At 42.7% G+C, this 24,010-nt stretch carries 20 protein-coding genes and 1 riboswitch; of the genes, 5 read left to right on the forward strand and 15 right to left on the reverse strand.

The window, feature by feature from the left end:
* Positions 1-8: 8 nt before the first annotated feature.
* From dpaL to arcC, 5 genes are all read left to right on the forward strand, one after another.
* Positions 9-1,214, forward strand: a complete 1,206-nt coding sequence (gene dpaL, locus BN3282_RS14080) for a diaminopropionate ammonia-lyase (RefSeq protein ID WP_059070137.1) — start codon at positions 9-11, stop codon at positions 1,212-1,214.
* Between the two features lie 38 nt (positions 1,215-1,252).
* On the forward strand, positions 1,253-2,566 hold the full coding sequence (locus tag BN3282_RS14085; protein WP_059070139.1) for a YgeY family selenium metabolism-linked hydrolase: 1,314 nt from the start codon (positions 1,253-1,255) through the stop codon (positions 2,564-2,566).
* A gap of 135 nt (positions 2,567-2,701) precedes the next feature.
* Positions 2,702-3,895 (forward strand): knotted carbamoyltransferase YgeW, encoded by a 1,194-nt coding sequence (ygeW, locus tag BN3282_RS14090; protein WP_059070539.1) that lies wholly within the window; start codon positions 2,702-2,704, stop codon positions 3,893-3,895.
* A gap of 30 nt (positions 3,896-3,925) precedes the next feature.
* Positions 3,926-4,309 (forward strand): RidA family protein, encoded by a 384-nt coding sequence (locus BN3282_RS14095; protein WP_059070141.1) that lies wholly within the window; start codon positions 3,926-3,928, stop codon positions 4,307-4,309.
* A gap of 16 nt (positions 4,310-4,325) precedes the next feature.
* Positions 4,326-5,270 (forward strand): carbamate kinase, encoded by a 945-nt coding sequence (gene arcC / locus BN3282_RS14100; RefSeq protein WP_059070144.1) that lies wholly within the window; start codon positions 4,326-4,328, stop codon positions 5,268-5,270.
* Positions 5,271-5,776: 506 nt separating this feature from the next.
* On the opposite strand, the gene BN3282_RS14105 is transcribed toward arcC, so the two are convergent.
* The 15 genes from BN3282_RS14105 to BN3282_RS14175 all read right to left on the reverse strand — a co-directional run bounded on the left by BN3282_RS14105 (position 5,777) and on the right by BN3282_RS14175 (position 24,010).
* On the reverse strand, positions 5,777-7,903 hold the full coding sequence (locus tag BN3282_RS14105; RefSeq protein WP_059070147.1) for a hypothetical protein: 2,127 nt from the start codon (positions 7,901-7,903) through the stop codon (positions 5,777-5,779).
* A gap of 345 nt (positions 7,904-8,248) precedes the next feature.
* Positions 8,249-9,211: an ABC transporter permease gene (locus tag BN3282_RS14110; RefSeq protein WP_059070148.1), complete on the reverse strand. Its 963-nt coding sequence runs from the start codon at positions 9,209-9,211 to the stop codon at positions 8,249-8,251.
* A 14-nt stretch (positions 9,212-9,225) separates the two neighbouring features.
* Positions 9,226-10,725: a sugar ABC transporter ATP-binding protein gene (locus tag BN3282_RS14115; protein ID WP_118977236.1), complete on the reverse strand. Its 1,500-nt coding sequence runs from the start codon at positions 10,723-10,725 to the stop codon at positions 9,226-9,228.
* A 78-nt stretch (positions 10,726-10,803) separates the two neighbouring features.
* Complete coding sequence (locus tag BN3282_RS14120; RefSeq protein ID WP_059070150.1) at positions 10,804-11,766, reverse strand: substrate-binding domain-containing protein; 963 nt, start codon at positions 11,764-11,766, stop codon at positions 10,804-10,806.
* Positions 11,767-12,726, reverse strand: coding sequence for a 1-phosphofructokinase (gene pfkB, locus BN3282_RS14125; RefSeq protein ID WP_059070543.1), 960 nt, complete (start codon positions 12,724-12,726; stop codon positions 11,767-11,769).
* Positions 12,719-13,351 carry a dihydroxyacetone kinase subunit DhaL gene (gene dhaL, locus BN3282_RS15250; protein WP_242866646.1) on the reverse strand — a complete coding sequence of 211 codons (633 nt, stop codon included), beginning with the start codon at positions 13,349-13,351 and terminating at the stop codon, positions 12,719-12,721. Before dhaL ends, pfkB begins: the two co-directional genes overlap by 8 nt.
* Entirely contained in the window at positions 13,348-14,358 is a 1,011-nt protein-coding gene (locus tag BN3282_RS15255) for a dihydroxyacetone kinase subunit DhaK (protein ID WP_059070152.1), read from the reverse strand. The genes dhaL and BN3282_RS15255 overlap by 4 nt, the downstream gene beginning before the upstream one ends.
* A gap of 20 nt (positions 14,359-14,378) precedes the next feature.
* The gene (locus BN3282_RS14140) at positions 14,379-15,266 is read right to left on the reverse strand and encodes a class II fructose-bisphosphate aldolase (protein WP_059070153.1); all 888 of its coding nucleotides are present in this window, start codon (positions 15,264-15,266) and stop codon (positions 14,379-14,381) included.
* A 22-nt stretch (positions 15,267-15,288) separates the two neighbouring features.
* Positions 15,289-16,179: a MurR/RpiR family transcriptional regulator gene (locus BN3282_RS14145; protein ID WP_059070155.1), complete on the reverse strand. Its 891-nt coding sequence runs from the start codon at positions 16,177-16,179 to the stop codon at positions 15,289-15,291.
* A gap of 560 nt (positions 16,180-16,739) precedes the next feature.
* On the reverse strand, positions 16,740-17,243 hold the full coding sequence (xdhC, locus tag BN3282_RS14150) for a xanthine dehydrogenase subunit XdhC (RefSeq protein WP_059070157.1): 504 nt from the start codon (positions 17,241-17,243) through the stop codon (positions 16,740-16,742).
* A complete protein-coding gene (gene xdhB / locus BN3282_RS14155) occupies positions 17,240-18,145 on the reverse strand; it encodes a xanthine dehydrogenase subunit XdhB (RefSeq protein WP_059070160.1) in 906 nt (301 codons plus the stop codon). The genes xdhC and xdhB overlap by 4 nt, the downstream gene beginning before the upstream one ends.
* A gap of 15 nt (positions 18,146-18,160) precedes the next feature.
* Positions 18,161-20,458 (reverse strand): xanthine dehydrogenase subunit XdhA, encoded by a 2,298-nt coding sequence (gene xdhA, locus BN3282_RS14160; RefSeq protein ID WP_059070162.1) that lies wholly within the window; start codon positions 20,456-20,458, stop codon positions 18,161-18,163.
* A 74-nt stretch (positions 20,459-20,532) separates the two neighbouring features.
* Positions 20,533-21,810, reverse strand: a complete 1,278-nt coding sequence (locus BN3282_RS14165; protein ID WP_059070164.1) for an amidohydrolase family protein — start codon at positions 21,808-21,810, stop codon at positions 20,533-20,535.
* A 48-nt stretch (positions 21,811-21,858) separates the two neighbouring features.
* Positions 21,859-21,954: riboswitch (purine riboswitch) on the reverse strand.
* A gap of 4 nt (positions 21,955-21,958) precedes the next feature.
* Positions 21,959-22,981 carry an XdhC family protein gene (locus BN3282_RS14170; RefSeq protein WP_059070166.1) on the reverse strand — a complete coding sequence of 341 codons (1,023 nt, stop codon included), beginning with the start codon at positions 22,979-22,981 and terminating at the stop codon, positions 21,959-21,961.
* A 6-nt stretch (positions 22,982-22,987) separates the two neighbouring features.
* Positions 22,988-24,010: a molybdopterin-binding protein gene (locus BN3282_RS14175; RefSeq protein WP_059070168.1), complete on the reverse strand. Its 1,023-nt coding sequence runs from the start codon at positions 24,008-24,010 to the stop codon at positions 22,988-22,990.

Raw genomic sequence — 24,010 nt, forward strand, 5'->3', positions numbered from 1 at the left:
TTCAAACAATGGAAACAATCAAATGGGCACTAAACAATATGCCTAAAACAGAAGATTCTCAACTGAAGGTCATGGCGCTTGAAGAGGTCGAAAAAGCAAGGAACTTCCACAAAAGCTTTCCGCAGTACAGCGTGACACCACTTGCAGATTTAAAACATATGGCATCCTATCTAGGTCTTGACGCTGTGTATGTCAAGGATGAATCTTATCGGTTCGGACTCAATGCTTTCAAAGTTCTCGGCGGTTCTTTTGCCATGGCAAGATACATTGCAAAACAGACAGGCAGAGATGTATCTGCGCTTCCCTATCAGGTGCTGACATCAGAAGAATTAAAAAAAGAGTTCGGGCAGGCAACTTTTTTCACCGCTACTGACGGAAATCACGGACGCGGTGTTGCATGGGCTGCTAACAAACTCGGACAAAAATCTGTTGTCCTCATGCCAAAGGGCACGACACAGACACGTCTGGATAATATTCTCGCAGAAGGCGCGCAGGCGACGATCGAAGAATACAACTATGATGAATGTGTCCGCATGGCAAACGCAATGGCAGAAAAAACAGAGAATGGGATCATGGTACAGGATACCGCATGGGATGGATATGAGGAAATTCCTGCCTGGATCATGCAGGGATACGGTACGATGGCAATGGAAGCGGATGAACAGCTCCATACAGCCGGATGTGATCGTCCTACCCACGTATTTATCCAGGCAGGTGTCGGCTCTCTTGCCGGAGCGGTGCAGGGATATTTTGCTAACCGCTATCCAGATAATCCGCCAAAAGTTGTTGTCGTGGAGGCAGAAGCCGCTGCATGTCTGTATAAAGGAGCCTGTGCAGGTGACGGAGAGCTGCGTATCGTAGACGGCGATATGGTAACGATCATGGCAGGTCTTGCCTGTGGAGAACCTAACACGATCTCCTGGGATATCCTGAAAAATCATGTGGATACATTTGTGGCCGCTCCTGATTGGGCTGCTGCAAAGGGCATGCGTATGCTTGCCGCTCCGATTAAAGGGGATACTCCTGTCACTTCCGGAGAATCCGGCGCAGCTCCGTTCGGAGTTTTGTCCTGCATCATGACTATGGAAGAATATAAACCTTTAAGAGACCATCTTGGCCTGGATGAAAATTCCCGGGTACTGCTCTTCTCTACCGAAGGAGATACAGATCCTGGAAGATATAGATCCATCGTATGGGATGGAAATGACAAATAACATGTAAACCATCATTATTTTAATAAGGAGAGAAAATTATGGATTTCAACAAAATCAAAGAAGCAGCCAAAAATTACGAAGCAGATATGACAAAATTTCTGCGGGAAATCGTTAAAAATCCCGGTGAAAGCTGCGGCGAAAAAGCACATATCGACCGCATTGCCGAAGAGATGAGAAAACTGGAATTCGACAAAGTCGAGATTGATCCCCAAGGAAATGTTCTCGGATACATGGGAACAGGAAAAACGCTGATCGGTTTTGACGCACATATTGATACAGTAGGAATCGGAAATATAGACAACTGGGATTTTGATCCTTATGAAGGCTTCGAATCTGATACAGAAATCGGAGGACGCGGTGTGTCCGATCAGTGCGGCGGTATCGTATCCGCTGTATACGGCGCACGTATCATGAAAGATCTGGGACTTTTAAATGACAAATATACTGTACTCGTAACCGGTACTGTTCAGGAAGAAGACTGTGACGGACTATGCTGGCAGTATATCATCAACGAAGATAAAGTCCGCCCGGAATTTGTTGTCTCTACAGAACCTACAGACGGTGGAATCTATCGTGGACAGCGTGGACGTATGGAGATTCGGGTAGATGTCAAAGGGGTATCCTGCCATGGATCTGCTCCGGAACGAGGCGATAACGCCATCTATAAAATGGCTGACATCCTCCAGGATGTACGTGCTCTGAACGAAAACGATGATGCCGATGAGACAGAGATCAAAGGGCTGGTAAAAATGCTGAACCCGAAATACAATCCCGACTGGGAAGAAGCTCGCTTCCTTGGCCGTGGAACAGTCACTGTATCGCAGATTTTCTATACATCACCCAGCCGCTGTGCAGTGGCAGATTCCTGCGCAGTATCTCTTGACCGCCGTATGACATTTGGCGAAACATGGGAAAGCTGCCTGGATGAGATCCGTGCTCTCCCAAGTGTAAAGAAATACGGAGACGATGTAAAAGTATCTATGTATAATTATGATCGTCCGTCTTACACAGGATGTGTTTACGAAATCGAATGTTATTTCCCGACATGGGCGATACCAAAAGATCACAAAGTAACAAAAGCTCTTGAAAAAGCCTATACTTCTCTTTACGGGGAAAAACGAATTGGTACAGAGGAAACGATTGAAATGCGCCAAAGCCGTCCGCTGACAGACAAATGGACATTCTCTACAAACGGCGTATCCATCATGGGAAGAAACGGTATCCCATGTATCGGTTTTGGTCCTGGAGCAGAAGCACAGGCACATGCGCCGAACGAAAAGACATGGAAAGCTGACCTCGTAGTATGCGCAGCCGTATATGCCGCACTCCCGACTGTTTACTGCGAAGAATAGACCAAAAACAAAAATGCATGTCTTATCGGGCGACTCCCGCCCGCAAGACATGTGCTACGAGGTACCCGAACGGGTATATAAAATCTTAAAACCAGATTATACTTTTATCTAAGGAGGAAAACAAAAATGGCAGAAATGAAAACTTTACAGGATTATATTGATAAGCTCAATTCTTTGAACTTTAAGGATATGTACAATGGAGACTTTTTCCTTACATGGGAAAAGACCGACGAAGAACTGGAAGCAGTCTTTACTCTTGCTGACGCACTGCGTTTTATGCGTGAAAATAATATTTCTACAAAAGTATTTGAAAGCGGTCTGGGAATCTCTCTCTTCCGTGACAACTCCACACGTACCCGCTTCTCTTTTGCTTCTGCATGTAACTTACTTGGTCTGGAAGTCCAGGATCTAGATGAAGGAAAATCCCAGGTAGCACATGGAGAAACTGTTCGAGAAACAGCCAACATGATCTCTTTCATGGCTGATGTCATCGGAATTCGTGATGATATGTACATTGGCAAAGGAAATGCTTACATGCATGAAGTAGTAGACGCCGTGACACAGGGAAATAAAGACGGTATCCTGGAACAGAAACCAACGCTTGTAAACTTGCAGTGCGACATCGATCACCCTACGCAGGCCATGGCAGATATGCTCCACATCATCCATGAATTTGGCGGCGTAGAAAATCTAAAAGGGAAAAAGCTTGCCATGACATGGGCTTACTCGCCTTCCTACGGAAAGCCTCTATCTGTTCCACAGGGTGTGATCGGACTTATGACACGTTTTGGAATGGATGTTGTTCTTGCACATCCAGAAGGATATGAAGTATTCCCGGAAGTAGAGGCTGTAGCTGCTGAAAACGCAAAGAAATCCGGCGGTACTTTCACAAAGACAAACAGTATGGAAGAAGCATTCAAAGACGCTGATATTGTATATCCAAAGAGCTGGGCTCCTTTTGCTGCCATGGAAAAACGTACAGAACTGTATGGGAACGGTGATTTTGATGGAATCGATAAGTTAGAGAAAGAACTGCTCGCGCAGAATGCAGAACATAAAGACTGGGCTTGTACAGAAGAACTGATGAAAACAACAAAAGACGGCAAGGCTCTCTATCTGCACTGTCTGCCGGCAGACATTACAGGCGTAAGCTGTGAAACCGGAGAAGTTGACGCCAGCGTATTTGATCGTTACAGAGATCCTCTTTATAAAGAAGCAAGTTATAAACCATATATCATCGCCGCTATGATCTTCCTTGCAAAATTCGCAGATCCGGCAGATATTCTGAAAAAACTGGAAGACAGAAAAACACCAAGAGTTTTTGAGTAATAATTCAAATCAGTAAAGGAGAGAAATCATATGTTAAGATATGTTGATACAAAAAACGCACCTGCAGCAATCGGACCTTATTCACAGGGAATCGTGTTAAATGGCATCGCCTTTTTTTCAGGTCAGATACCTTTAAGCCCGCAGACCGGAGAAGTCGTAGGTACTACAATAGAGGAACAGACAGAACAGGTTATGAAAAATATTCAGGCTTTGTTGGAAAGTCAGGGCGCCGCATTTACCGATGTGGTAAAAACGACCTGCTTCCTCGCAGATATGAAAGATTTTGCCGCGTTTAACGAAGTCTATGCAAAATATTTCACCGGAAAACCGGCGCGTTCCTGCGTTGCAGTAAAGGAACTGCCAAAAGGGGTACTCTGCGAAGTAGAGACCATAGCCGCTGTAAAAGAAGCTTAATTCTGGGAGGTCCTCTATGGAAAAGAAAAAGCGTATCGTCATCGCCCTGGGAGGGAATGCTCTTGGCAACACTCTCCCCGAGCAGATGAAAGCCGTAAAAATCACCTCCCGCGCGATCGTTGATCTAATAGAAGAAGGCTGTGAAGTCGTTGTCGCACACGGCAATGGCCCGCAGGTCGGTATGGTAAACAACGCCATGCTCGCTCTTACCCATGAAGATCCTCAACAGCCAAACACACCGCTGTCTGTCTGTGTCGCCATGAGCCAGGCATATATCGGATATGATCTTCAAAATGCATTGAGGGAAGAGCTTTTAAACCGGCATATCACGGATATACCTGTTGCCACTATGATCACACAAGTCCGTGTAGACGCAGATGACCCGGCATTTTTATCCCCCTCCAAACCGATCGGGCGGTTCCTCACAGAAGAACAAGCCCGCCAAATGGAAGAAAAATATGAGTATATCATGAAGGAGGACGCCGGCCGCGGCTACCGGCGCGTCGTCGCTTCTCCTAAACCGCAGGAGATTGTAGAGATTGGTACTATCCGTACCATGGTGGATTCCGGCGATCTTGTTATCGCCTGCGGCGGCGGCGGCATCCCGGTCACACGTCAAGGGAATCATCTAAAAGGTGCCAGCGCCGTGATCGATAAAGATTTTGCCAGTTGTCTGCTCGCCAAAGAATTAGATGCAGATTTTCTCATCATTTTGACTGCCGTCGAAAAAGTAGCTATCAACTTTGGCAAACCCGAACAAAAATGGCTTGATGAGCTGACTCCTAACGAAGCCCGTAAATACATGGCGGAAGGACACTTTGCTCCTGGTTCCATGCTCCCAAAAGTACAGGCTGCCGTAGAATTTGCAGAATCCAAACCTGGACGTCAGGCCCTCATCACACTGCTGGAAAAAGCAAAAGATGGGATACTGGGAAAAACAGGTACAAGGATCCACTTGTAAATATAAATTTAACTGACAAAAGAAATATGAAGTCAAATGGCAAAAGGGCGCATGAAATGTGTATTTTGCATCGCTCGTCAGGGCTTTGCCGAAATTCCTCGCTCACGCAAAACATACATTTCATGCATACACTTTCGCCGCTTAAGTTCATGTTTCTGTTTAAAAAAATTGACTTCACGTTGCTGCGGACTTTCAAACAGAAGTATTTATTTCCTTCTGATAGTGGAATGAAACTTCTAATTGAAAGAGACAGCAAAGAAACACTGTGTCAGATAAGTGGGCTCTGCCCTATGTTCTGACACAGTGTTTCTTTGTGTATCTTCTATAGTTTTTTCCGTTTTGAATATAAACTTGAATGCGGAAGAACGTAAGCGCGATAACTGTATGTTGCAAAAGCGAGGAATTTCGGCAAAGCCCTGACGAGCGTTGTAATATGCAGTTATCGTGTGACCATTCTTTTGTCAGTTAAATTTATATTTCCTCATTTACAACAGTCCTATTTTTGTCTATTGATTATATTTTTTCTTTCGACTGTAAAAAGCTGCACAGATCAAGGCTGCACCGGAAGCCAACATAACTGCAAGCCAAAGAGCAGTCTTGCTGTTATCTCCAGTTTGCGGGATGTTCTTGTTATCATTAAGTTTGGAAGGAGTTGACGATTCTGGATCGTAATTCGGATCAGCCGCACCGCAGACCGTACACTTACCATCTGTATAGGCATGAGCGAGCTTAGCGATCTTCAGCTCGTCCGCCGTCACTTCCTCACCATTGAGGAAATTCTTACCACACGCAGTACAATGCTGATGTGCCTTTATGCCTTCTGTCTTGCAAGTAGCTTCCTGCGCCGCAACGTTTTCTAATTTGTGCGCTGCCGGGATAATCTGCACATCTTTCTTTTCTGTACAGTTAGGGTCTGTGCAGTGTATGGACTTGCTTCCATTCTCTGTACATGTAGCTTCCTTATCGATTGTATATTTCGTATCCCATACATGGACAGTCGCAGTTTCGCCGCCCTCGATCGTATCTCCGTTGACCGTCATGTCTTTTCCTGTGCTGTTTGTTATTTCTACGCCTTCAGGAAGCGTGATCTTCGTATCATCTGCTGCTTTTGTAAATGTTATTTTGTCTCCCTCTTCTAATGCTTTAACGGCCTGTTCTATGACTGTTTTTCCGATGACAAATCTTGTTTCACCTTTGGAAGTTATAGTTGCCTGCATATCGCTGTTTATGATATCTTCTGCAATGTCAGAAGAAAAACTTCCGCCGGTTACTTCAACAACAGTGCCTGCCTCCGGCCATTCTCCTTCAATCTTGTCTGTATTGTTAAACGAATACGCCTTGACTGCTTCTACATCTGCCGCAGAATTGAAAACACCGTTTTCGATATTTACAGTTCCCAACTTCTTATATCCATCACGATTAACGATCGATACAGCCGCGCCGTCTGTAATAGCGCCGTCGCCATCAGTTTTTTCCTGTGGCTGTCCTGTTACCGTAATTGCAGTCTCGCCTGTAATCGTAAGATTTCCTGCACAAAGCTGTACACCTGTATGTTTCGCATTGATAACAGAATTTTCAATCCTTACTTCTCCATCTGACGGGAAATAAATGCCAACTCCATTTACTACATTGAGCGTAGAATCTTTAAGCGTTACCCTATTGCCTGTTTCTGTACCGTTTGTGATGATCCCATATGCATCGCCTGCTACCGTCAGTTCCACGCCTTCAAGTATAAGCCCTCGGTTGTTCATGTTGCTTGCATTCGGCGCGCCGATCAAATGCGCACCGTCGGTTGCTTCACCAACAGCAGAAACTTTACCGCCTTTAACCGTAAATGTTACATTCGGATAGTTCACAGCAATTGCAGCCTCATTACCGGTATAAGTGTAGGTATGCCCGTCTAAATTAAGAACCGCATCTTTCGAGCCAGAAGATATGTTCTCATTTCCTTCATAGTCATGCAGCAATGTGATATTACCGTCTGCCGACTTGCCTGCTGCATTTGCACAAGATCCATAAATATAAGCGTTTCCGTCTGCTTCTTTTACGGAAAATCCACCCTTTGATATCAATGCACGAGCGCTCTCTGTATCCAATAATTTAGCGCCCGTCCCCAACTTGATCCCAAGTGGTTCTACACCTTCCGCTACATTCTGAAAAGCAATATCTCCCTCTAAGTTAACGATCTGCGTATACTGAGAGTCTCCGCTGCGAGTTGTAATCTGATAGCCACTGCTTGCTAAGACAGACTGCTTATTCCCGCTGTTTTTAATTGTTACGGTATTATCGCGTGCGCCTCCATAGTTCTGCTCCAACTTCAGCGCATATCCATTGTTTTGATTGGATGTCACATTGCACCCATTTAGATCTATTGTAATACCTCGTATCTTGCCATCTATAGATATCCCAAAATTATAATCCGGTGTTGACACATAGTCCTTTAAAAGTTTTAATGTATAACCATCTTTCATCGCCTTGCGTGCTTCCTGCACAGTCGCGTATTGGGTAGTATTTCCTTCTGTATCAATCACTTCAAATGCGGCTTCCCCTGCCGCAAAAGCTGTCGTAGGCACAAGCATAAATGCCAGACAGACCCCCAGCAATATACTCAAAATTTTTCGCTTTGCTTTCATAATTTTCCCCCTCTAAATGTACTTTTATTTGTGGTATGGATACTCTTCAGTCATTATAATACCACAGCAAATCGCTCTTTTTCAAGAAATTTCATAAACTTGCCGGACTTGCTGTTCCATAGTAGTTCAGACAATAAAAGAGCGAGTACACAAATTTACTGTACCCCCTCTTTAGAACTATCTTAATTTATTGATATTGGTTCCGTAAACTTCCTATTTATGATTCTGCTTTTTTTCTCTTGGATGAAATCATAACAGCTAAGAATAAAGCTTCCATAGAATATATATTCATATATACTTTGGTTCATCTAAATTTCTATCATCGTCTATTCTTCTTGTGTCCTCTCATTTCCTGTATTGATCTATAATAACGGCTATAAGTATTATAATTCCCATTGCAACTGTCTGCCAATAAGAAGAAACCCCCAAAAGACTTAGTGTATTATTGATAATCCCGATTACAAAGAGACCAAATATCGTCTGTATGATCCCTCCTCTGCCGCCGGCCATACTAGTCCCGCCCATTGCAACCGCGGCAATTGCATTCAGTTCATATCCCTGAGCCGCCGTAGCCTGTCCATTCTGCAGTTTAGATGCCAAAACCAGCCCTCCTAGCGCAGACAGAAAACCAGATATAATATACACACTGAATCGTATTTTCATTACATTGATTCCTGTAAGTTTGGATACTTCCTGATTACTGCCCACAGCATAAATGTGTCTTCCATATGCCGTCTTGGATAAAATAATATAAGCTATTACTAAAACAATAATCATCAATATAATTGACACTGGAATAGGCCCTATTTTACGCAGACCTACAAAACCAAAGCTTTCTGGAAGTCCAAAAACTGGTTTCGCATCTGTAGCTACATAAGCAAGACCTCTGGCCACATTCATCATAGCTAATGTAGCGATAAATGGAGGGACATTCAGTTTTGCGATGCAAAATCCATTCATGCATCCACATAGTCCTCCTATGACTAATGAAGTCAATAGGATTAATCCTAGAGAAACTGCTATGCTTGCATCCGGCAGCAGCTTGATCACAGAAGCACCTACTACACCTGCCAATGCAGCTACTGAGCCTACAGATAAGTCAATTCCATCAGATAAAATTACAAACGTCATTCCACATGCTATTAATGCATTAATTGAAATTTGAATCAAAACATTCAGAATATTTCCTGTTGTCGCAAATCTTGGCACAAATATCATAGAGATTACAAACAAAATAATTAAGAAAAATAACATTGTATTATTTTTTATAAAATTTCTACTTTGCACCATCATTTTCTTATCATTCATATCTTTACACCACCTTATTCACTGCCTACACTTGCCAAAGACATTATAATTTCCTCTGCTGCTTCCTTTTCGTCTACAAATCCAGAGACTTTTCCTTCCCGCATTACCATAATTCTATTGGCAACACCTAAAATCTCCGGCAATTCTGATGAAATCATAATAATGCTTCCACCATTTTCTACAAATTCTTTCATCAAAGCATATATTTCTGATTTTGCGTTTACATCAATTCCTCTGGTTGGTTCATCCATGATAAGAATCTTTGCTTCTGCCAGAAGCCACTTTGCAATAACAACTTTCTGCTGATTCCCTCCAGAAAGATTTTTTACCAACTCTCTTTCTGAAGGTGTCTTTATACTCATTTTCTTTATGTATTCCCAAGCAGCATTTTTTTCCCACTGAAAATCAATAAACCCTTTTCTGGCTCTTTTAAGAACCGATGCCAATGAGGCATTTTCCTTCACATTTTTCTCTAATAGAAGTCCCTGTTGTCTCCTATCTTCCGGAATGAGCCCTACACCTCTGCGAATAACATCTTTTGGCGTCCTTGCATGATATACTTGTCCAAATAGCTGACATTCTCCACTATCCGGTTTTTCTGCCCCAAACACTGTCCGCATAACTTCTGTTCGCCCTGCTCCTATCAAGCCTGCAACTCCCAATATTTCTCCTTTATATAATTGAAAAGATACGTCCTCGAATTCTCCTTTTCTTGTCAAATGTGAAACTTGTAATACTACTTCCTTATTTTTATATGCTTGTGGCTTGTAATAGTACTGCTTCATTTCCCTGCCGACCATCATCGTTACCATTTGATTTTCTGTTACTTCCGCAACAGGGAGCGTCTTTACCAAAATTCCATCTCTCAGGACAGACAACGTATCTCCTATTTCCATAATTTCTTTTAAACGATGAGAGATATAAATGATTGCCACATTCTCTTTTCTTAACCTTTCAATCACTTCAAATAATGCCTGTACTTCATGTTCTGACAAAGATGATGTGGGTTCATCCATAATAACCATCTCACTGTTCTGTGAAACGGCTCTTACGATTTCTACCATCTGTTTTTCTCCGTTATTCAAATCCCTGATATATGACTTGGGATTAATATGGATCCCTATCGTATTCATTAACTTTTGTGTCTGTTCTATCATCTGTGCTTTATTCAAAATTTTTCCATTTTTCTTAACTTCTCTTCCCAGAAATATATTCTCATAAACCATTAAATCTTCTATTACACTCAGTTCCTGATGTATAACACTGATTCCATTTTGCTGCGACTGCTTTATATTTGAAAATTTTACTTTTTTCCCTTTCACAAACACTTCGCCTTTATCAGCCTGGTATACTCCAGATATAATTTTAATGATCGTAGATTTACCGGCTCCATTTTCGCCTAATAACACATGTACTTTTCCTGGATAAAATGAAATCGAAATATCCTGCAGAACTTTAACACCCGGAAATTCCTTATATATATGTCTTAACTCTACCAAAGGTTTTTTTTCCATTATGCGGGTTCCTCCTTTTAATGAATGGGGATGGAATATACCCATCCCCATCTGGAAATCACACTTGTCTGAAATATATTATTCCGCATTCTCTTTATCGATGATGTATGGTTCAATTTTAATCTCTTTATCCGGAGTACCGCCCTCTAATTTTGTTTTCACTGCTTCCAAAGTTTTCTCTGCGATTGCTGTTGGATCCTGTGCAACATCTGCCACCCAGTTTCCTCCTGCCTTAATTGCTTCAATCCCTTCTGGATTTCCATCGTATCCTATGATCAGTGTATCTTTTCCTGCAGCATCGATAGAAGACTGTGCTCCAATTGCTGCCGGATCTCCTACTGCAAATACAACATCAATATTTTCATGTTTTAAAAGCATATTCTGCATTACATCTGCTGCCTTCTGCTGATCTCCTGAATAATTCTGAATATCTACGACATTAACATCTGGAGCATTTTCCGCAAGATAATCTGTAAAACCTTTTTCTCTCTGGATACATGCTTCTATTTCTGAATAGGTGATCACTGCTGCATCACCTTTTTTGTCAGTCAGGATTTTTTCAAGCATATATTCGGCTGCAATCTGCCCGCCTTTATAGTTATCTGTCGCTACATGGCTTACTACTTCTCCATCTGATTCGATATCCATAGTAAATACTGGAATATCTGCCTCATCCGCAAGTTCTACCATAGACTTGCTCCCCGCTGAATTTGTAGGGCAGATAATGATCGCATCTACGTCCTGGGTAATAAAATCCTGTACTTGGCTGAGCTGCTTATTTGCATCTGCTGCCGCATCCTGGATAATCAATTCCCATCCTAATTCTTCTGCCTTATTCTCCAGACCTTTTTGGATATTATTATAGAAAACATGTGTACAATTCAAAAGACTAACGCCAATTACCTTCTTATCGCTCTCTGCTTTTTCCGTTCCCTCTGTCTTAGACTCCGTTCCCTGCGACGAACCACAGCCAACAGCCAATGTCAATACCATAACAACTGTCAACATAATTCCCATAATTTTTCTACTATACTTTTTCATCTACTTAATTCCTCCTTCATTCGATTTTTCATTCACCTGCACCAGATCTGCCACTTCCAATATATCTTCTTTCTCGCATAATTTTGTTCCTTCGTGAAGAAGAGAGCCTGTAGCGGCTGCTACCGCATACTTTAAATAGTCCTTTTCCTCCATAGCATGTTCCATAGCATAGCAGAAGCCTGCTATCATAGAATCCCCCGCTCCTTGTATACCTTTTACTTTTACCGCTACACCGTCTGCTGTATATATCTTTTTTTCAGTTACTAAAACTGCTCCCTTTTCGCCTCTGGAAACACAAACATATTTCACTCCTTTCTTAATAATTTTATTTGCTGCCTGAACAATTTCTTCTTCTGTTGAAGAAGGCATGTGGAATGTCTTTTCCAGTTCATCTGTATTCGGTTTAATCAGAAATGGCTTACTTTCCACTGTTTCCTCTAGTATTTGGCCAGATGCATCGGCAATTACCCGTATTCCTTTCTCCACTGCCATAGCTGTCAGCCACTTATATATTTCTATAGAAATACCGGGTGGAACACTTCCTGATACAATAAGTATTTTTGTTTCTGCCAGAACTTCTTCCATCATCGCAAGAAAAGCATTTTGGGTTTCTGTATCCACATAACAACCTTTTCCATTAAATTCACTCATACTCTTTTGCGAATTATCAAATATTTTTATATTCGTTCTCATATTTCCCGGTGCTAAAATGAACTTATTCGGAATTTTATTTTTTTCCAAAAAGTCTCTCAGTATATCCTTATCCTCTAAAAACATGAGACCTGTCGCTATATTTTCTATTCCCAGATTTTTCAGTACGACACTGGTATTGATCCCTTTCCCTGAAATGTCTTTTCTCGTTCCTACTACATTATTCGTTCCCCCGTATAAAAATTTATCTACTGTTAAAGTCAGATCCACACAGGGATTCAATGTAACTGTCACAATTTTTTTATTCATGTACATTCACCCAATCCGCAATTTCCTGAAAAATCAGCCATATAGAAGTAGCTCCTGCATCCTGAAGGCCTATCGCATTGTCTCCAAAGTATTTTGCCCGTCCAAATTTGGCTCTGTATTTTTTTGTATTCTCCATACCTTCTTTTGCTGCCTTTGCCGCATTTTCAGTTCCTTCTTTAAGGCTGTGTCCCGTTTTCACGCTTTCTTCAAGAGCTATTACCGCTGGTTCAAAAGCATCTACCATTGTTTTATCGCCACATTTTGCTTTGCCTCTCTTTTTCAATGCATTTAAAGACTGACGAAAAATTTCTGCCAGATCCTGCAATCCGATTTCTGTATGAGGTTCCCTATGTGTAATCCCACTTATGAAGACGGTGCCAAATAAAACACCTGACGCCCCTCCCATAGTATCTAACAAGGTCATGCCTACTAATTTAAATACTTCTTCCACTGAATCTGGCTCTGCGTTTTCCAATTCTCTTCTGACATTTCTAAAGCCAAGTGCCATCCCCGTTCCATGATCCCCATCACCAATCTGCATATCAATTTTTGTCAGCATATCTTCACTCTGGATGATTTGATCCGCCACTGCAAGGAACATCATTTTTAATTCTTCTGTTTTCACTGACTGCCACTCCTTTCCCCCACTTTAAAAAATGGTGACTCGGCAGATCTATCATAGTACTTCATTAATTCCTCGTCCATCTTCATCATCGTCACAGATAATCCTCCAGCTCCCGGTGTCACATACAGACGTTCTATTAACATGTCATACAACTCGACTTCTTTCTTCTGAAGGATATCGCAACATTTTCCTGCTATGATACTGAGTTCTATCTGGCTGGTCATACTATATCCATTTATCCAGACAACGACCTTATCACGCGGCTTTATATTCAAATCTTCCATCAAGCCATCCATCAATTTTTCTGCGATTTCATCTGCCTCTTTGATCTTTTCTTTTCTAATCCCAGTTTCACCGTTGAACCCCATTCCAAATTCCATTTTTCCTTCTTCCAGTTCAAAGCATTGTTCTCCGGTAACTGGCGAATAAGAGGGCGCAGTTGTAACACTGTATGTTCCTATATTCTGATTTGCTTTTATTAATATCCGTTCTACTTCCTCCAAAGAATGTACGTCTTCAGTAACTGCTCCCGCTAGTTTTGTAAGCACAGCTACTCCTCCAATGCCCCGGCGTTCTTTCTTCTCCTCAGCTGGTGCAGAAGTTATGTCATCTGCAATATATATCTGCCGTGTCTTTATACCTTCCAGTCCGGCCAGTTCGCTTACAAGTTCAAAATTCAAAACATCTCCAGCATGATTCGTCACAATATAAATCACACCTTGATCATGAGGAAGGTCTCTGGTCGCCTCAAGAATAGCTTTTGCCGGAGGCGCTGTAAAAATATTTCCCACTGCTGCTCCATCTGCCAAACCTTTTCCCACATATCCTATGGGCCATGGATCAAGTCCGCTTCCGCCCCCTACGATTACAGTAACTTTCTCCTTCGGATAAGCTTTCACAACAGCATTTACTCCTGGTACTTTTTTTATAAAGCCGCGATTTATCTTTACATATCCATTTATCATGTCCTCAACGATTGTTTCTGCTTTATTTATCAGCCTTTTCATTCACTACACCTGCTTTTTGATTATTGTAATGCGAAAATTTTCATTGCTGCTTTTACATTTTCTTTCATTTCTTTTATTGCCAATAATGGGATTTCATGGAAAAATATATTTTCGTTTTTCTCCTTTTTATCCATTGCTTCTTTCACTGCTTTTCCCCCAGACAGTGCCATATATGTATAATAATTGATTTTTTTGACACCATTTTTGATTGCCTGCCTGTATTCCTCTTCAGATAAACCCGATCCTCCGTGCATTACAAACGGAATATCGATTTTTTCCTTTATTTTTATTATCCTTCCTAAATCTAACACCGGTTTCTTTATATAAACACCATGGCTTGTTCCAAATGCAATCGCCAATACATCTACTTCTGTCTTTTCCACAAAATCTTTTGCAATATCTGGATCTGTATACACATCATCGACATTCTGGAAATTATCTATCCCTTCGATTTCATCGTATGTTTTTTTCTTTCCCACTCCCATATCTGAAGTAAAGATATGTCCTAATTCTGCTTCTACCGTAATCCCCATTTTATGGGCAATTTTTACGACCTGACGGGTAACTTCTATATTTTCTTCGTAACTTTTTGCAGAAGCGTCGATCATAACAGATGTAAACCCTTCTTTCATTGCTTCCACACAACTTTCTAAAGAAACGCCATGATCAAAATGCACACACACCGGAACACAAGATTTTTTTGCAAAGTGCAGCATAACAGGCGCCATATCTTTGATTGATATAATGTCTTTATGCACCTCTGCATAACTAATGATTACTGGTAAGTTCAGTTCTTCTGCCGCACCTACGACTGCTGCTACAGATTCATAATTGCAACAATTGAATGCACCCACTGCATTACCATTTTTACGGGTATATTCCGTAATTTCTTTTAATGATACTAACATATCCTACCTCCTTATTTTTTAGTTAACTTTTTATATGCTCGCTTTCCAGTTCTTCTGAAATAGCTTCATATGTGTGCAAAATACGATCCTCTTCCTGCATAGCCAACAGCATATAGATACAGTCTGCAATTGTAACCTGTGACACATTTTCGCAAGACGGCTCATAGTATTTTCCCATTTCCCCCGCCTCATAGTCATAGGCGCTAAAAATCGTATATTCTGCTTCTCTTGCAAGAGGCGATTGCATGACACTCGTGATTCCCAATGTACGTGCGCCTTTTTTCCTTGCTCTTATAACCCCTTCTACTACGGATTTCGTTTTTCCAAAATTACTAACAGCAATGACAAAATCTTCTTTTTCTGCCATGGATGTCACTATAATCTGCTCATGTGGATCGCTGTATGCCTGTACGTTATATCCCAACCTGTAAAGTCTTGAAAACAGGGCTTCTGTAGTAACCTTTGACCTTCCCACACTAAGCAAAAGTATCCGACGAGATGTTCTTATCATATCAACCGTTTTCTCTATTGTTATCATATCCAGATTTTTCCATGTATCTTCCAGCATCTGAATACTCCTTTGAAAAATCGTTCTGCAGACGGTTTCATTATTATTTCTTGCAATCTCTCCGCTGTACTGGAATCTATTTGTAATAGGCTCCCTGTGTTCTATCGCATCTCCCTGCGATAGAGATGTGGCTAATGACAATTGAAATGCCTTAAAATTTTCATATCCCATGTAGCGGACAAAACGCGTAACTGACGCATCGCTGACACCGCTCAATTCTGCCAATTCATGAGAGCTCTTTTTTACTGCCTCATGAGGATCACCGATGATATAATCGGCAATTCGTTTCATGGCTGTGTTCATTTGTGGATATTGATTTCTTATTTTGATGATTTCAAGTGACATATCTCTCTCCTAAAAATAACTTTATGAAATTTATTTTTACAGTTAATTTTTTTCTGTAATTTAATTTCATTATATATTTTTATTAATTTTTGTCAATATAATCTGATTATATTTTTATTTTTTATGTATATCTCACAATTTATCACTGCAATACTTATATTTTCAAATTATTTTTCAGTATTTTTCCACAATTTTTGCTATATTATCATAAAAAACTGTAAATTAGTACAAAGAAACAAAATCACATACCTGTGTCGGAAATTTTTAGCATCATGCCACAGCAAATACAGGAAAATGTATATCGCTGAAGTAAAAATTTAAAAGATCAAGTAAAATATATGCAGGCTCGGGTAGAGAAGATCATGGAATAGAATAGAGCCGTAAAGGGGGAATCCATAAAGGGCATACTTTCAGATTAAAAAAATTGACTTCACGCTGTTACAAACTTCCAAACAGAAAGGAGTTTTGCCTTCCGTCGGAAATACGCAGCAGCGTGAAGTCGTCTTTTTCTGAAATTTAATTGTGGAATCTGTCTTCTGATAATTTTTGTTACAATAAATTTATAATTCTTTCTTTAACCTTTTCTGCATCGTTTTTTCTACTGCATTGAGTATATTCTCATACCCGGTACACCTGCACAGATGGCCAGAAAGAAGTTTCCTTAATTCTTCTCTTGTGTATTCTTTGCCCGATTCGAGGATTTCTACCGCACTCATGATAATACCTGGTGTACAAAATCCACACTGTACGGCTGCCTCATCGATAAATGCCTGCTGTATATCGGAGAGTTCTCCGTTTTCTCCCATGAGTCCTTCCACTGTCCGGATTTCTTTTCCATCTGCCCAGACGGCAAGATAAATGCAGGAATTATAACATTCTCCGTCGATCAATACATTGCATGCTCCACATTCTCCAACCTCACAGCCCTTCTTCACACTGTTTAGCTGATACTCTCCGCGCAGCATATCTGTAAGTGACGCGCGTACATCCACCATCGTCTCCTTCATCACGCCATTGATCTTACAGCGGACCAGTTTATATTGTATATTTTGTTCTTTGCTCATACCTGCTCACCTCCGACACCGCCTGCCCTCACGATTGCTTCTTTCAAGGCACGTTTACAGAGCACTTTGGAAATATGTTCACGGAACGCTTTACTTGCCCTCCAGCTGTCCCGCGGAGTCACATCTTCCAGAACTGCCTCAGATATGGTTTCTATGGTCCGGTCTATCGTTTTCTTTGTAACTTCTTTTCCCCTGCCGATCTGCTCCGCATGATGCGCCCGCAGAGGGATAGGGCCTGCCACTCCATAGGCAATACGGACATCCTCGAGTCTTTCTTTATCATCTGTCAACTTTACATTTACAGAACATCCTAATGTAGCAATATCCATCGCATTTCTCATAGCATATTTGATATATTTCCCTGCATATCCTTCATAGGATTCTCTTCGGAGCAAAATTCCCGTCTGTATCTCCGCAGGACGCAGATCTACTTTGCCCGCCCGGATATAAAATTCCTGAATTGGGATCCTGCGGATACCTTCTAAGCCGGTCAATTCTATCACCGCATCCCAGGCAAAGAGTGTAGAAGCCGAATCCGCCGATGTCACTCCATTACATGTATTTCCGCCGATCGTTCCAATATTACGTATCTGCGGTCCGCCCACCATGTCCACAGCCTCACCTAATACAGGCATGTACTTCTGAATCAGCGGATCTTTTGTAATATGAGAAAAACTGGTCAGAGAACCGATCCGGAGCATGCCGTCCTCCTCCAGACAGATTCCTCTTAAGTCATCCAATCCATATATACTGACAAGTTCTGCGCCTGCCCTTTTTCCTTCTCTGATCTGTACAAGTACGTCGCTTCCTCCGGCGATGATCTGTGCCTGAGGATGTTCTGCAAGCAATTGGATCGCATGGGATACATTTTCCGCCTCATATAACGCTTTTATATCATACATATAACATCCCCTCCTTTAAATCAGTCCTTCCTCTTTAAACCGCTTAAACAAAATATGCGGTGTCAGTGGAATCTCATTTACTGCAACGCCTGTGGCATTGAGCACTGCGTTGCGGATTGCCGGCGCGATAGAACAGGTAGGCGGTTCCCCCAGCGCTTTCGTTCCATACGCACTCGTCGGCTCATAATTTTCTATAAATTCTGCCCGCAGATCAGGATGATCCATAAATGTAGATAATTTATAATCCAGCAGATTATTATTCAAAGGTCTGCCCGTTTTCTCATCATACAGAAGCCGTTCTGTCAATCCATAACCGATTCCCATACTCATCCCGCCATGTACCTGTGCCTCTGCAAGAGAGGGGTTGATCAATTTTCCACAGTCGTGTACATTCAAAATATCCACAACCTCCGCTCGGCAGGCTGGTATATCTACCTCTACTTCCGCAAATGTGCACCCAAAGGAGTACGCATTATTTTTGATCTGGCAGCTGCTTTCTGCCGTCAGATGTCCGTTATTTGTCAGACTGTACAACTTCTCCATTGCCAGTTCTTCCATTGTCATAAGCATCCTGCCATCTGTCGTACGGATGATATTTCCGTTTACGATATTCATATTCCCTTTGATCTGCCTTGTCATCTCACAGGCTGCATCCAGAATTTTATCTTTCAGAAGTTCTGCTGTCTGCCGGATGGAAAATCCTGCCATATATGTCTGTCTGGACGCATAAGCTCCAAGGCCAAAAGGCGTGATGTCCGTATCCTGCACTGTCATCACATGCACATTTTCAAATGGAACACCGAGCGTCTCTGCCGTCATCTGCGCAAACGCCGTATCTGCTCCCTGCCCGATTTCCGTCTCTCCAACCTGTACCTGGACAGAACCATCCTGATTCAGGATCATCCTGCATGCAGATGTTTCTAGTGAGATAGGCCACACACCTGTATTATACCAGAACACTGCCATGCCCACTCCACGCCGTATATCGCCAATCTGATTTCTATATCTCGCTGCCTTTTCCTCATATTGAAAACTCTTGCTGCCTCTTTCCATACATTCCCGAAAAGTATCATAGTAATTTACATTTTTTGAAAAACCGTCCTGAAAGCCTTTTGGCATAACGTTCTGAAAACGAAGCTGATAAGACGGGATGCCCATTGCTTTTGCTACGTCCTCTGTGTGACTTTCCATGGCAAACATAGCCTGCGGAATCCCATATCCCCGCATAGCCCCTGCTACAGATTTATTCGTAAAAACCGTGTACGAGTCGCCTTCTATATGCGGGCAGGGATACAGCTGCGGAAAACAATTCATACATTTTGCTCCGATACTGTGTCCGTGGGATGCATAGGCTCCCTGATCAGAAAAACATTCAATCTTCCGTGCAGCAAATGTTCCATCCTTTCGCACCCAGGAAATGATGTGTATTCTTATCGCATGTCTTACCCTGTTGCAGACAAAAGTTTCCTCCCTGGATACGTCCAGCTTTACCAGCCTTCCTCCCACAACAGTACTTAAATATGCACAGAGAGGCTCGTATAAGATATCCTGCTTATTGCCAAATCCCCCGCCGATATAAGGTTTAATGACCCGCACCTTTCCCCATGGCATGCCAAGCGCCTGCCCTACGACACGCCGGCAGATATGTGGGATCTGGGTGGATGAAACAACAACGACACGGCCCTGTTCCATGTAAGCATAACAGATAAAGTTCTCAATATGACAGTGCTGTACAGTCGGTGTCTGATACCATCCTTCTACTTTTGTAAGCCCCGGCTCTCTGCTTGCCTCCTCATAATTTCCATTCCGTATCGTCGTGTGCTTTAGGATATTATGGGGAAATGTTTTGTGTATCTGCGGGGCGTCCTCTCTCATAGCTTCCTGCACATCTAAAACAAACGGAAGCGTTTCATATTCCACTTTCAATGCCCGCACCGCCTGCGCCGCCGCCACTTCATTTTCCGCGACCACCGCTGCTATGTCGTCTCCATAGAATCGTACGTGCTCTGTCAAAAGCAGCCGGTCCGCCACATCCTGATGCGCCGGATCCGTAGACCAGGGGTGTCCCGCTGTAGGAAAATAATATTTTGGCACATCAAAGCAAGTAACGATCTTTACTACCCCTGGTATTTTCTCCGCTTCTTTTGTATCAATCGATTTTACAATCCCATGCGCCACTGTAGAATGCAAAATTTTCGCCACATATGCTTCTTTTCCGCACAGATCGTCTGTATACTTGGCACGTCCGGTGACCTTTTCAAAAGCATCTACTCTTTTTACACTTTTCCCAACTACATGTTCGCCGTTCTCCATCTTATCACCTCCGCAGAATTTTTTATAAATACTATATTTTTCTATCGCTTCCTTCTATAAATCTATATTTTTCTTTACAAAATCTTTCTGCCATCTACATATTTGGCTGCGATCTCCCGATCATCGCCAAGATAGATCATGCGCTCCAGCCGTTTTTGTATATCCAGATACTGAGGGTGTTTTAACCGGCTGTCATCTAAGACGACCACGTCAAATGCATATCCCGGTTCAAAGCTGCCCACCTTTCCAAAAAACGCACCGCCGCCCTTTGTCGCCATATAAAAAACTTCTTCTGCTTTCAATGGCTGTAACCTTTCATCCTGTATCCTCCATCTTAACTTTGACGCCTGGATCGCATGCGCCATAGCCATAAACAGATTTTCTGTAGCGCCTCCTGCCACATCGCTCCCAAGCCCTATGTGCAGACCTGCTTCTATAAATCTTCGCACAGGGGCAATCCCGGAAGATACATTCATATTAGATTCCGGACAATGAGCAATAAACACCTCATTTTCCTTCATCCTTTGTATCTCTTTTTCATCACTGTATACACAGTGTGCCATTACTGTAGGAGCATCCATTCCAAACAGACCGAAACGGTCATATGCATCCCCATAAAATTCTGCCTGCGGACACAAGTCTTTCACCCAGTCTATTTCACTTATATTTTCCGACAAATGGGACTGTACAGGGAGATCGTACCGCATCTGGATCTTTTTCAGATCTTCCAGCAGTCCGTCCGTGCAGCTTGGGATAAATCTAGGCGTCAGGATAGGCTTTGTATGCTCATATTTTCTATGTGCCGCATCCTTGATCCATTCTATTGTCTCAGCGGCAGAATCCGCAGAGTCTTCCCGCAGATAATCTGGGCAGTTCCTGTCCATGTTGACCTTTCCCACCATCGTATCCAGCCCTGCTTCCTCCAGCATATCCATCAAAAGAAGAGTGGCTTCCCGATGTACCGTAGCAAAAATGCACGCTCTTGTTGTAGCACTCTTTTTTAAATTCTCCACGAATATCTCATATGCTTTTCCTGCATATGTAAGATCTTTATACTTTGCTTCTTCGGGAAATGTATTGACCTCCAGCCATTCTAAAAGTTCCATGTCCATCCCCAATCCCCGGAAAGTATACTGGGGCGCGTGTATGTGCAGATCCACAAGACCCGGGATCAAAAGTTTTCCTCTGTAGTCTTTAACAGGAACGGCTCCCAGCGAAAACGGAAGCGTCCGGTACACATCTTTGACTTTTCCATCCTCACAGACAAGATACCCGTTTTCTATGATCTCAAATTTTCCCGGCTCCTTTGTATAGATCACATTTCCCTGTAAAATAAAAATAGATTCATTCATCTGTAAAACACTCCTTTTCCATACATTCTATAAGAAGACAGCAAATCTAATGTTCCTGCTTCTACTTATAGTCAGTTGTTATGGCAACTGGTAGAGACGTTCAACCGATTATGAACCTATATAAGCACGTATTCTTTTTACTATCCTATCATTTTTTTATCCCGACGTCAACCAATTCTAACATCACCTCGATCACACCGCCGCAGACCATACCTTCATCCTCTGCTTCTTCTGCCGTCATGTCCACCTGGCAGATCTGAAATGCTGCCGTTTCAGCGCGCATCATGCAAAGTGCTTTCTGTATGATCTTACTCTCCGCACAACCTCCGCCGATTGTTCCCACGGTCGAGCCCTCCTCATAAATGAGCATTTTTGTTCCCACACTTCTGGGCGCTGAACCTTTCCGTGAGATGATCGTCGCAAGTACTTTTTTCTGTTCCTTTCCTTTCTCACCCGGAATTTCCTTTCCCGGTCTGTCTCGTCCCAAAAGGCTATCCAGTATTTCCTTAGAATAACCCATACCGCTTTTCTTCTCATTTTTTATCTGGATGATCTCGGCAAAGATGGAGACAGCGATCTCTTCCGGTGTCTCCGCGCCGATGTCTAAACCGATCGGTGTGTGCACGTTCTGAAGCACATTCCTCTTATATCCTTTTGCTTCCAACTGCTTCTTTACGATATCTGTCCTTCTTTTGCTTCCCATCATCCCGACATAAGCTCTTTTTTTCTGCAAAACAGCCTCCAGACACAATGTATCATACCGATGTCCCCTTGTGACGATCACAAACCAGGTATCCCCATTGCCGGAAATTTTAGAAAGCCCGTCTTCAAAAGCCTCACAATATACCTGATCTGCTCCTGCCTGTCTTGCATTGTCTGCAAAGCGGGGACGGTCTTCTAAAACTGTCACCGTAAATCCCAACATTTTCCCTATCTGTATGACCGGGATAGATACATGTCCCCCGCCGCAGATGACCAGCCTGGGCATACGGCCTACACGCTCTTGAAAAACCTTTTCTGCTCTTTTTGCAGGAGCTCTTTGTCCACATTCTTTTTCTGCTGTCAGCAGATACTTTGCCCCTGCTTCCGGCCCTTCCAATACCGTCTCCACCCAGATGTCACCGGCAAAATCTGCCAGCATCTCATCCAATTTTCCATAAAAATCAGCCACGTTTCTCTATACTCCTTTTCCAAAGCCACAATTGGGAAAGGTACACGTCGGACAGTTTAAGCATAATCCGCCTTCTCCCAACCTATAAAAATCTTCCGCACACAGCCGCTCACCTGCCGCAAGCCTCGGCAGGACCAGATCAAAGATCGTCCGTTTGGCGTACATGACACATCCAGGCAGCCCTACGATCGGGATGTCTCCCGCATAGGCAAGCATGAACATTGCTCCCGGCAGTACAGGCGCGCCATAGGTGATCACCTCGTCCGCCGCGTTTCGGATAGAAAGCGGTGTCCTATCGTCCGGATCTACACTCATGCCGCCTGTACAGACAACCATTTGGGCGCCTTGTTCTATAAAGGAACGTATCGCCCCTGTCACCATCTGCGCATCGTCATTGCAGAGTGTATCTCCCATGACTTCCATCCCTATCTCTTCCAATTTTTGTTTCACTACAGGGGTAAACTTATCTTGGATACGTCCATAGTAGACTTCACTTCCCGTGGTAACAATCCCTGCCTTCATTTTATGAAAAGGAAGCAGACAAAACAGCGGTCTGTCTCCGCCTATCGCCTCTGCCTGCCGCATCTTTTCCTCTTCGATCACAAGGGGAACGACTCGCATGCCTGCTATCTTATCGCCCTTTTTGACCGGAAAATCTCCGTGTCTTGAAGCAATGACGATCTGCCCCATAGCATTGATCGCCTGTAATTTCTTCCTGTCTATTTTCAGAAGTCCGTCACACTGCGCATACAATTCGATCTTTCCTTCTTTTACTTCCGAGGCATGCATATGCTCTCCCTGACAAATCTCGCATAAGATCTGTGCCGCCTCGTTTTCATGGAGCATACCTTCCTCTTTTTCCCACACATAGAGATTCTCTTTTCCCACGGAAAGTAAGACTGGAATATCCTCCTCCGTTACCACATGTCCCTTTCTAAAGACTGCCTCCTTCACCACTCCTGGGATGATCTGCGTAATATCATGGCAAAGCACACAGCCTACAGCATTCTGTGTTTTTATTAATTTCAT

The sequence above is a fragment of the Mediterraneibacter massiliensis genome (assembly GCF_001487105.1).
GTDB lineage: Bacteria > Bacillota > Clostridia > Lachnospirales > Lachnospiraceae > Mediterraneibacter > Mediterraneibacter massiliensis.

Bases quoted from the DNA above. Each gene is read 5' to 3' on its own strand.
- dpaL (WP_059070137.1), top strand. From the start codon at position 9: ATGGAAACAATCAAATGGGCACTAAACAATATGCCTAAAACAGAAGAT.
- xdhC (WP_059070157.1), bottom strand. From the start codon at position 17,243: ATGAGCAAAGAACAAAATATACAATATAAACTGGTCCGCTGTAAGATC.
- BN3282_RS14115 (WP_118977236.1), bottom strand. From the start codon at position 10,725: ATGGAAAAAAAACCTTTGGTAGAGTTAAGACATATATATAAGGAATTT.
- BN3282_RS14085 (WP_059070139.1), top strand. From the start codon at position 1,253: ATGGATTTCAACAAAATCAAAGAAGCAGCCAAAAATTACGAAGCAGAT.
- BN3282_RS14110 (WP_059070148.1), bottom strand. From the start codon at position 9,211: ATGAATGATAAGAAAATGATGGTGCAAAGTAGAAATTTTATAAAAAAT.
- BN3282_RS15255 (WP_059070152.1), bottom strand. From the start codon at position 14,358: ATGAAAAGGCTGATAAATAAAGCAGAAACAATCGTTGAGGACATGATA.
- BN3282_RS14105 (WP_059070147.1), bottom strand. From the start codon at position 7,903: ATGAAAGCAAAGCGAAAAATTTTGAGTATATTGCTGGGGGTCTGTCTG.
- BN3282_RS14140 (WP_059070153.1), bottom strand. From the start codon at position 15,266: ATGTTAGTATCATTAAAAGAAATTACGGAATATACCCGTAAAAATGGT.
- BN3282_RS14095 (WP_059070141.1), top strand. From the start codon at position 3,926: ATGTTAAGATATGTTGATACAAAAAACGCACCTGCAGCAATCGGACCT.
- BN3282_RS14120 (WP_059070150.1), bottom strand. From the start codon at position 11,766: ATGAAAAAGTATAGTAGAAAAATTATGGGAATTATGTTGACAGTTGTT.
- BN3282_RS14165 (WP_059070164.1), bottom strand. From the start codon at position 21,810: ATGAATGAATCTATTTTTATTTTACAGGGAAATGTGATCTATACAAAG.
- BN3282_RS14145 (WP_059070155.1), bottom strand. From the start codon at position 16,179: ATGTCACTTGAAATCATCAAAATAAGAAATCAATATCCACAAATGAAC.
- pfkB (WP_059070543.1), bottom strand. From the start codon at position 12,726: ATGAATAAAAAAATTGTGACAGTTACATTGAATCCCTGTGTGGATCTG.
- xdhA (WP_059070162.1), bottom strand. From the start codon at position 20,458: ATGGAGAACGGCGAACATGTAGTTGGGAAAAGTGTAAAAAGAGTAGAT.
- arcC (WP_059070144.1), top strand. From the start codon at position 4,326: ATGGAAAAGAAAAAGCGTATCGTCATCGCCCTGGGAGGGAATGCTCTT.
- ygeW (WP_059070539.1), top strand. From the start codon at position 2,702: ATGAAAACTTTACAGGATTATATTGATAAGCTCAATTCTTTGAACTTT.
- BN3282_RS14175 (WP_059070168.1), bottom strand. From the start codon at position 24,010: ATGAAATTAATAAAAACACAGAATGCTGTAGGCTGTGTGCTTTGCCAT.
- xdhB (WP_059070160.1), bottom strand. From the start codon at position 18,145: ATGTATGATATAAAAGCGTTATATGAGGCGGAAAATGTATCCCATGCG.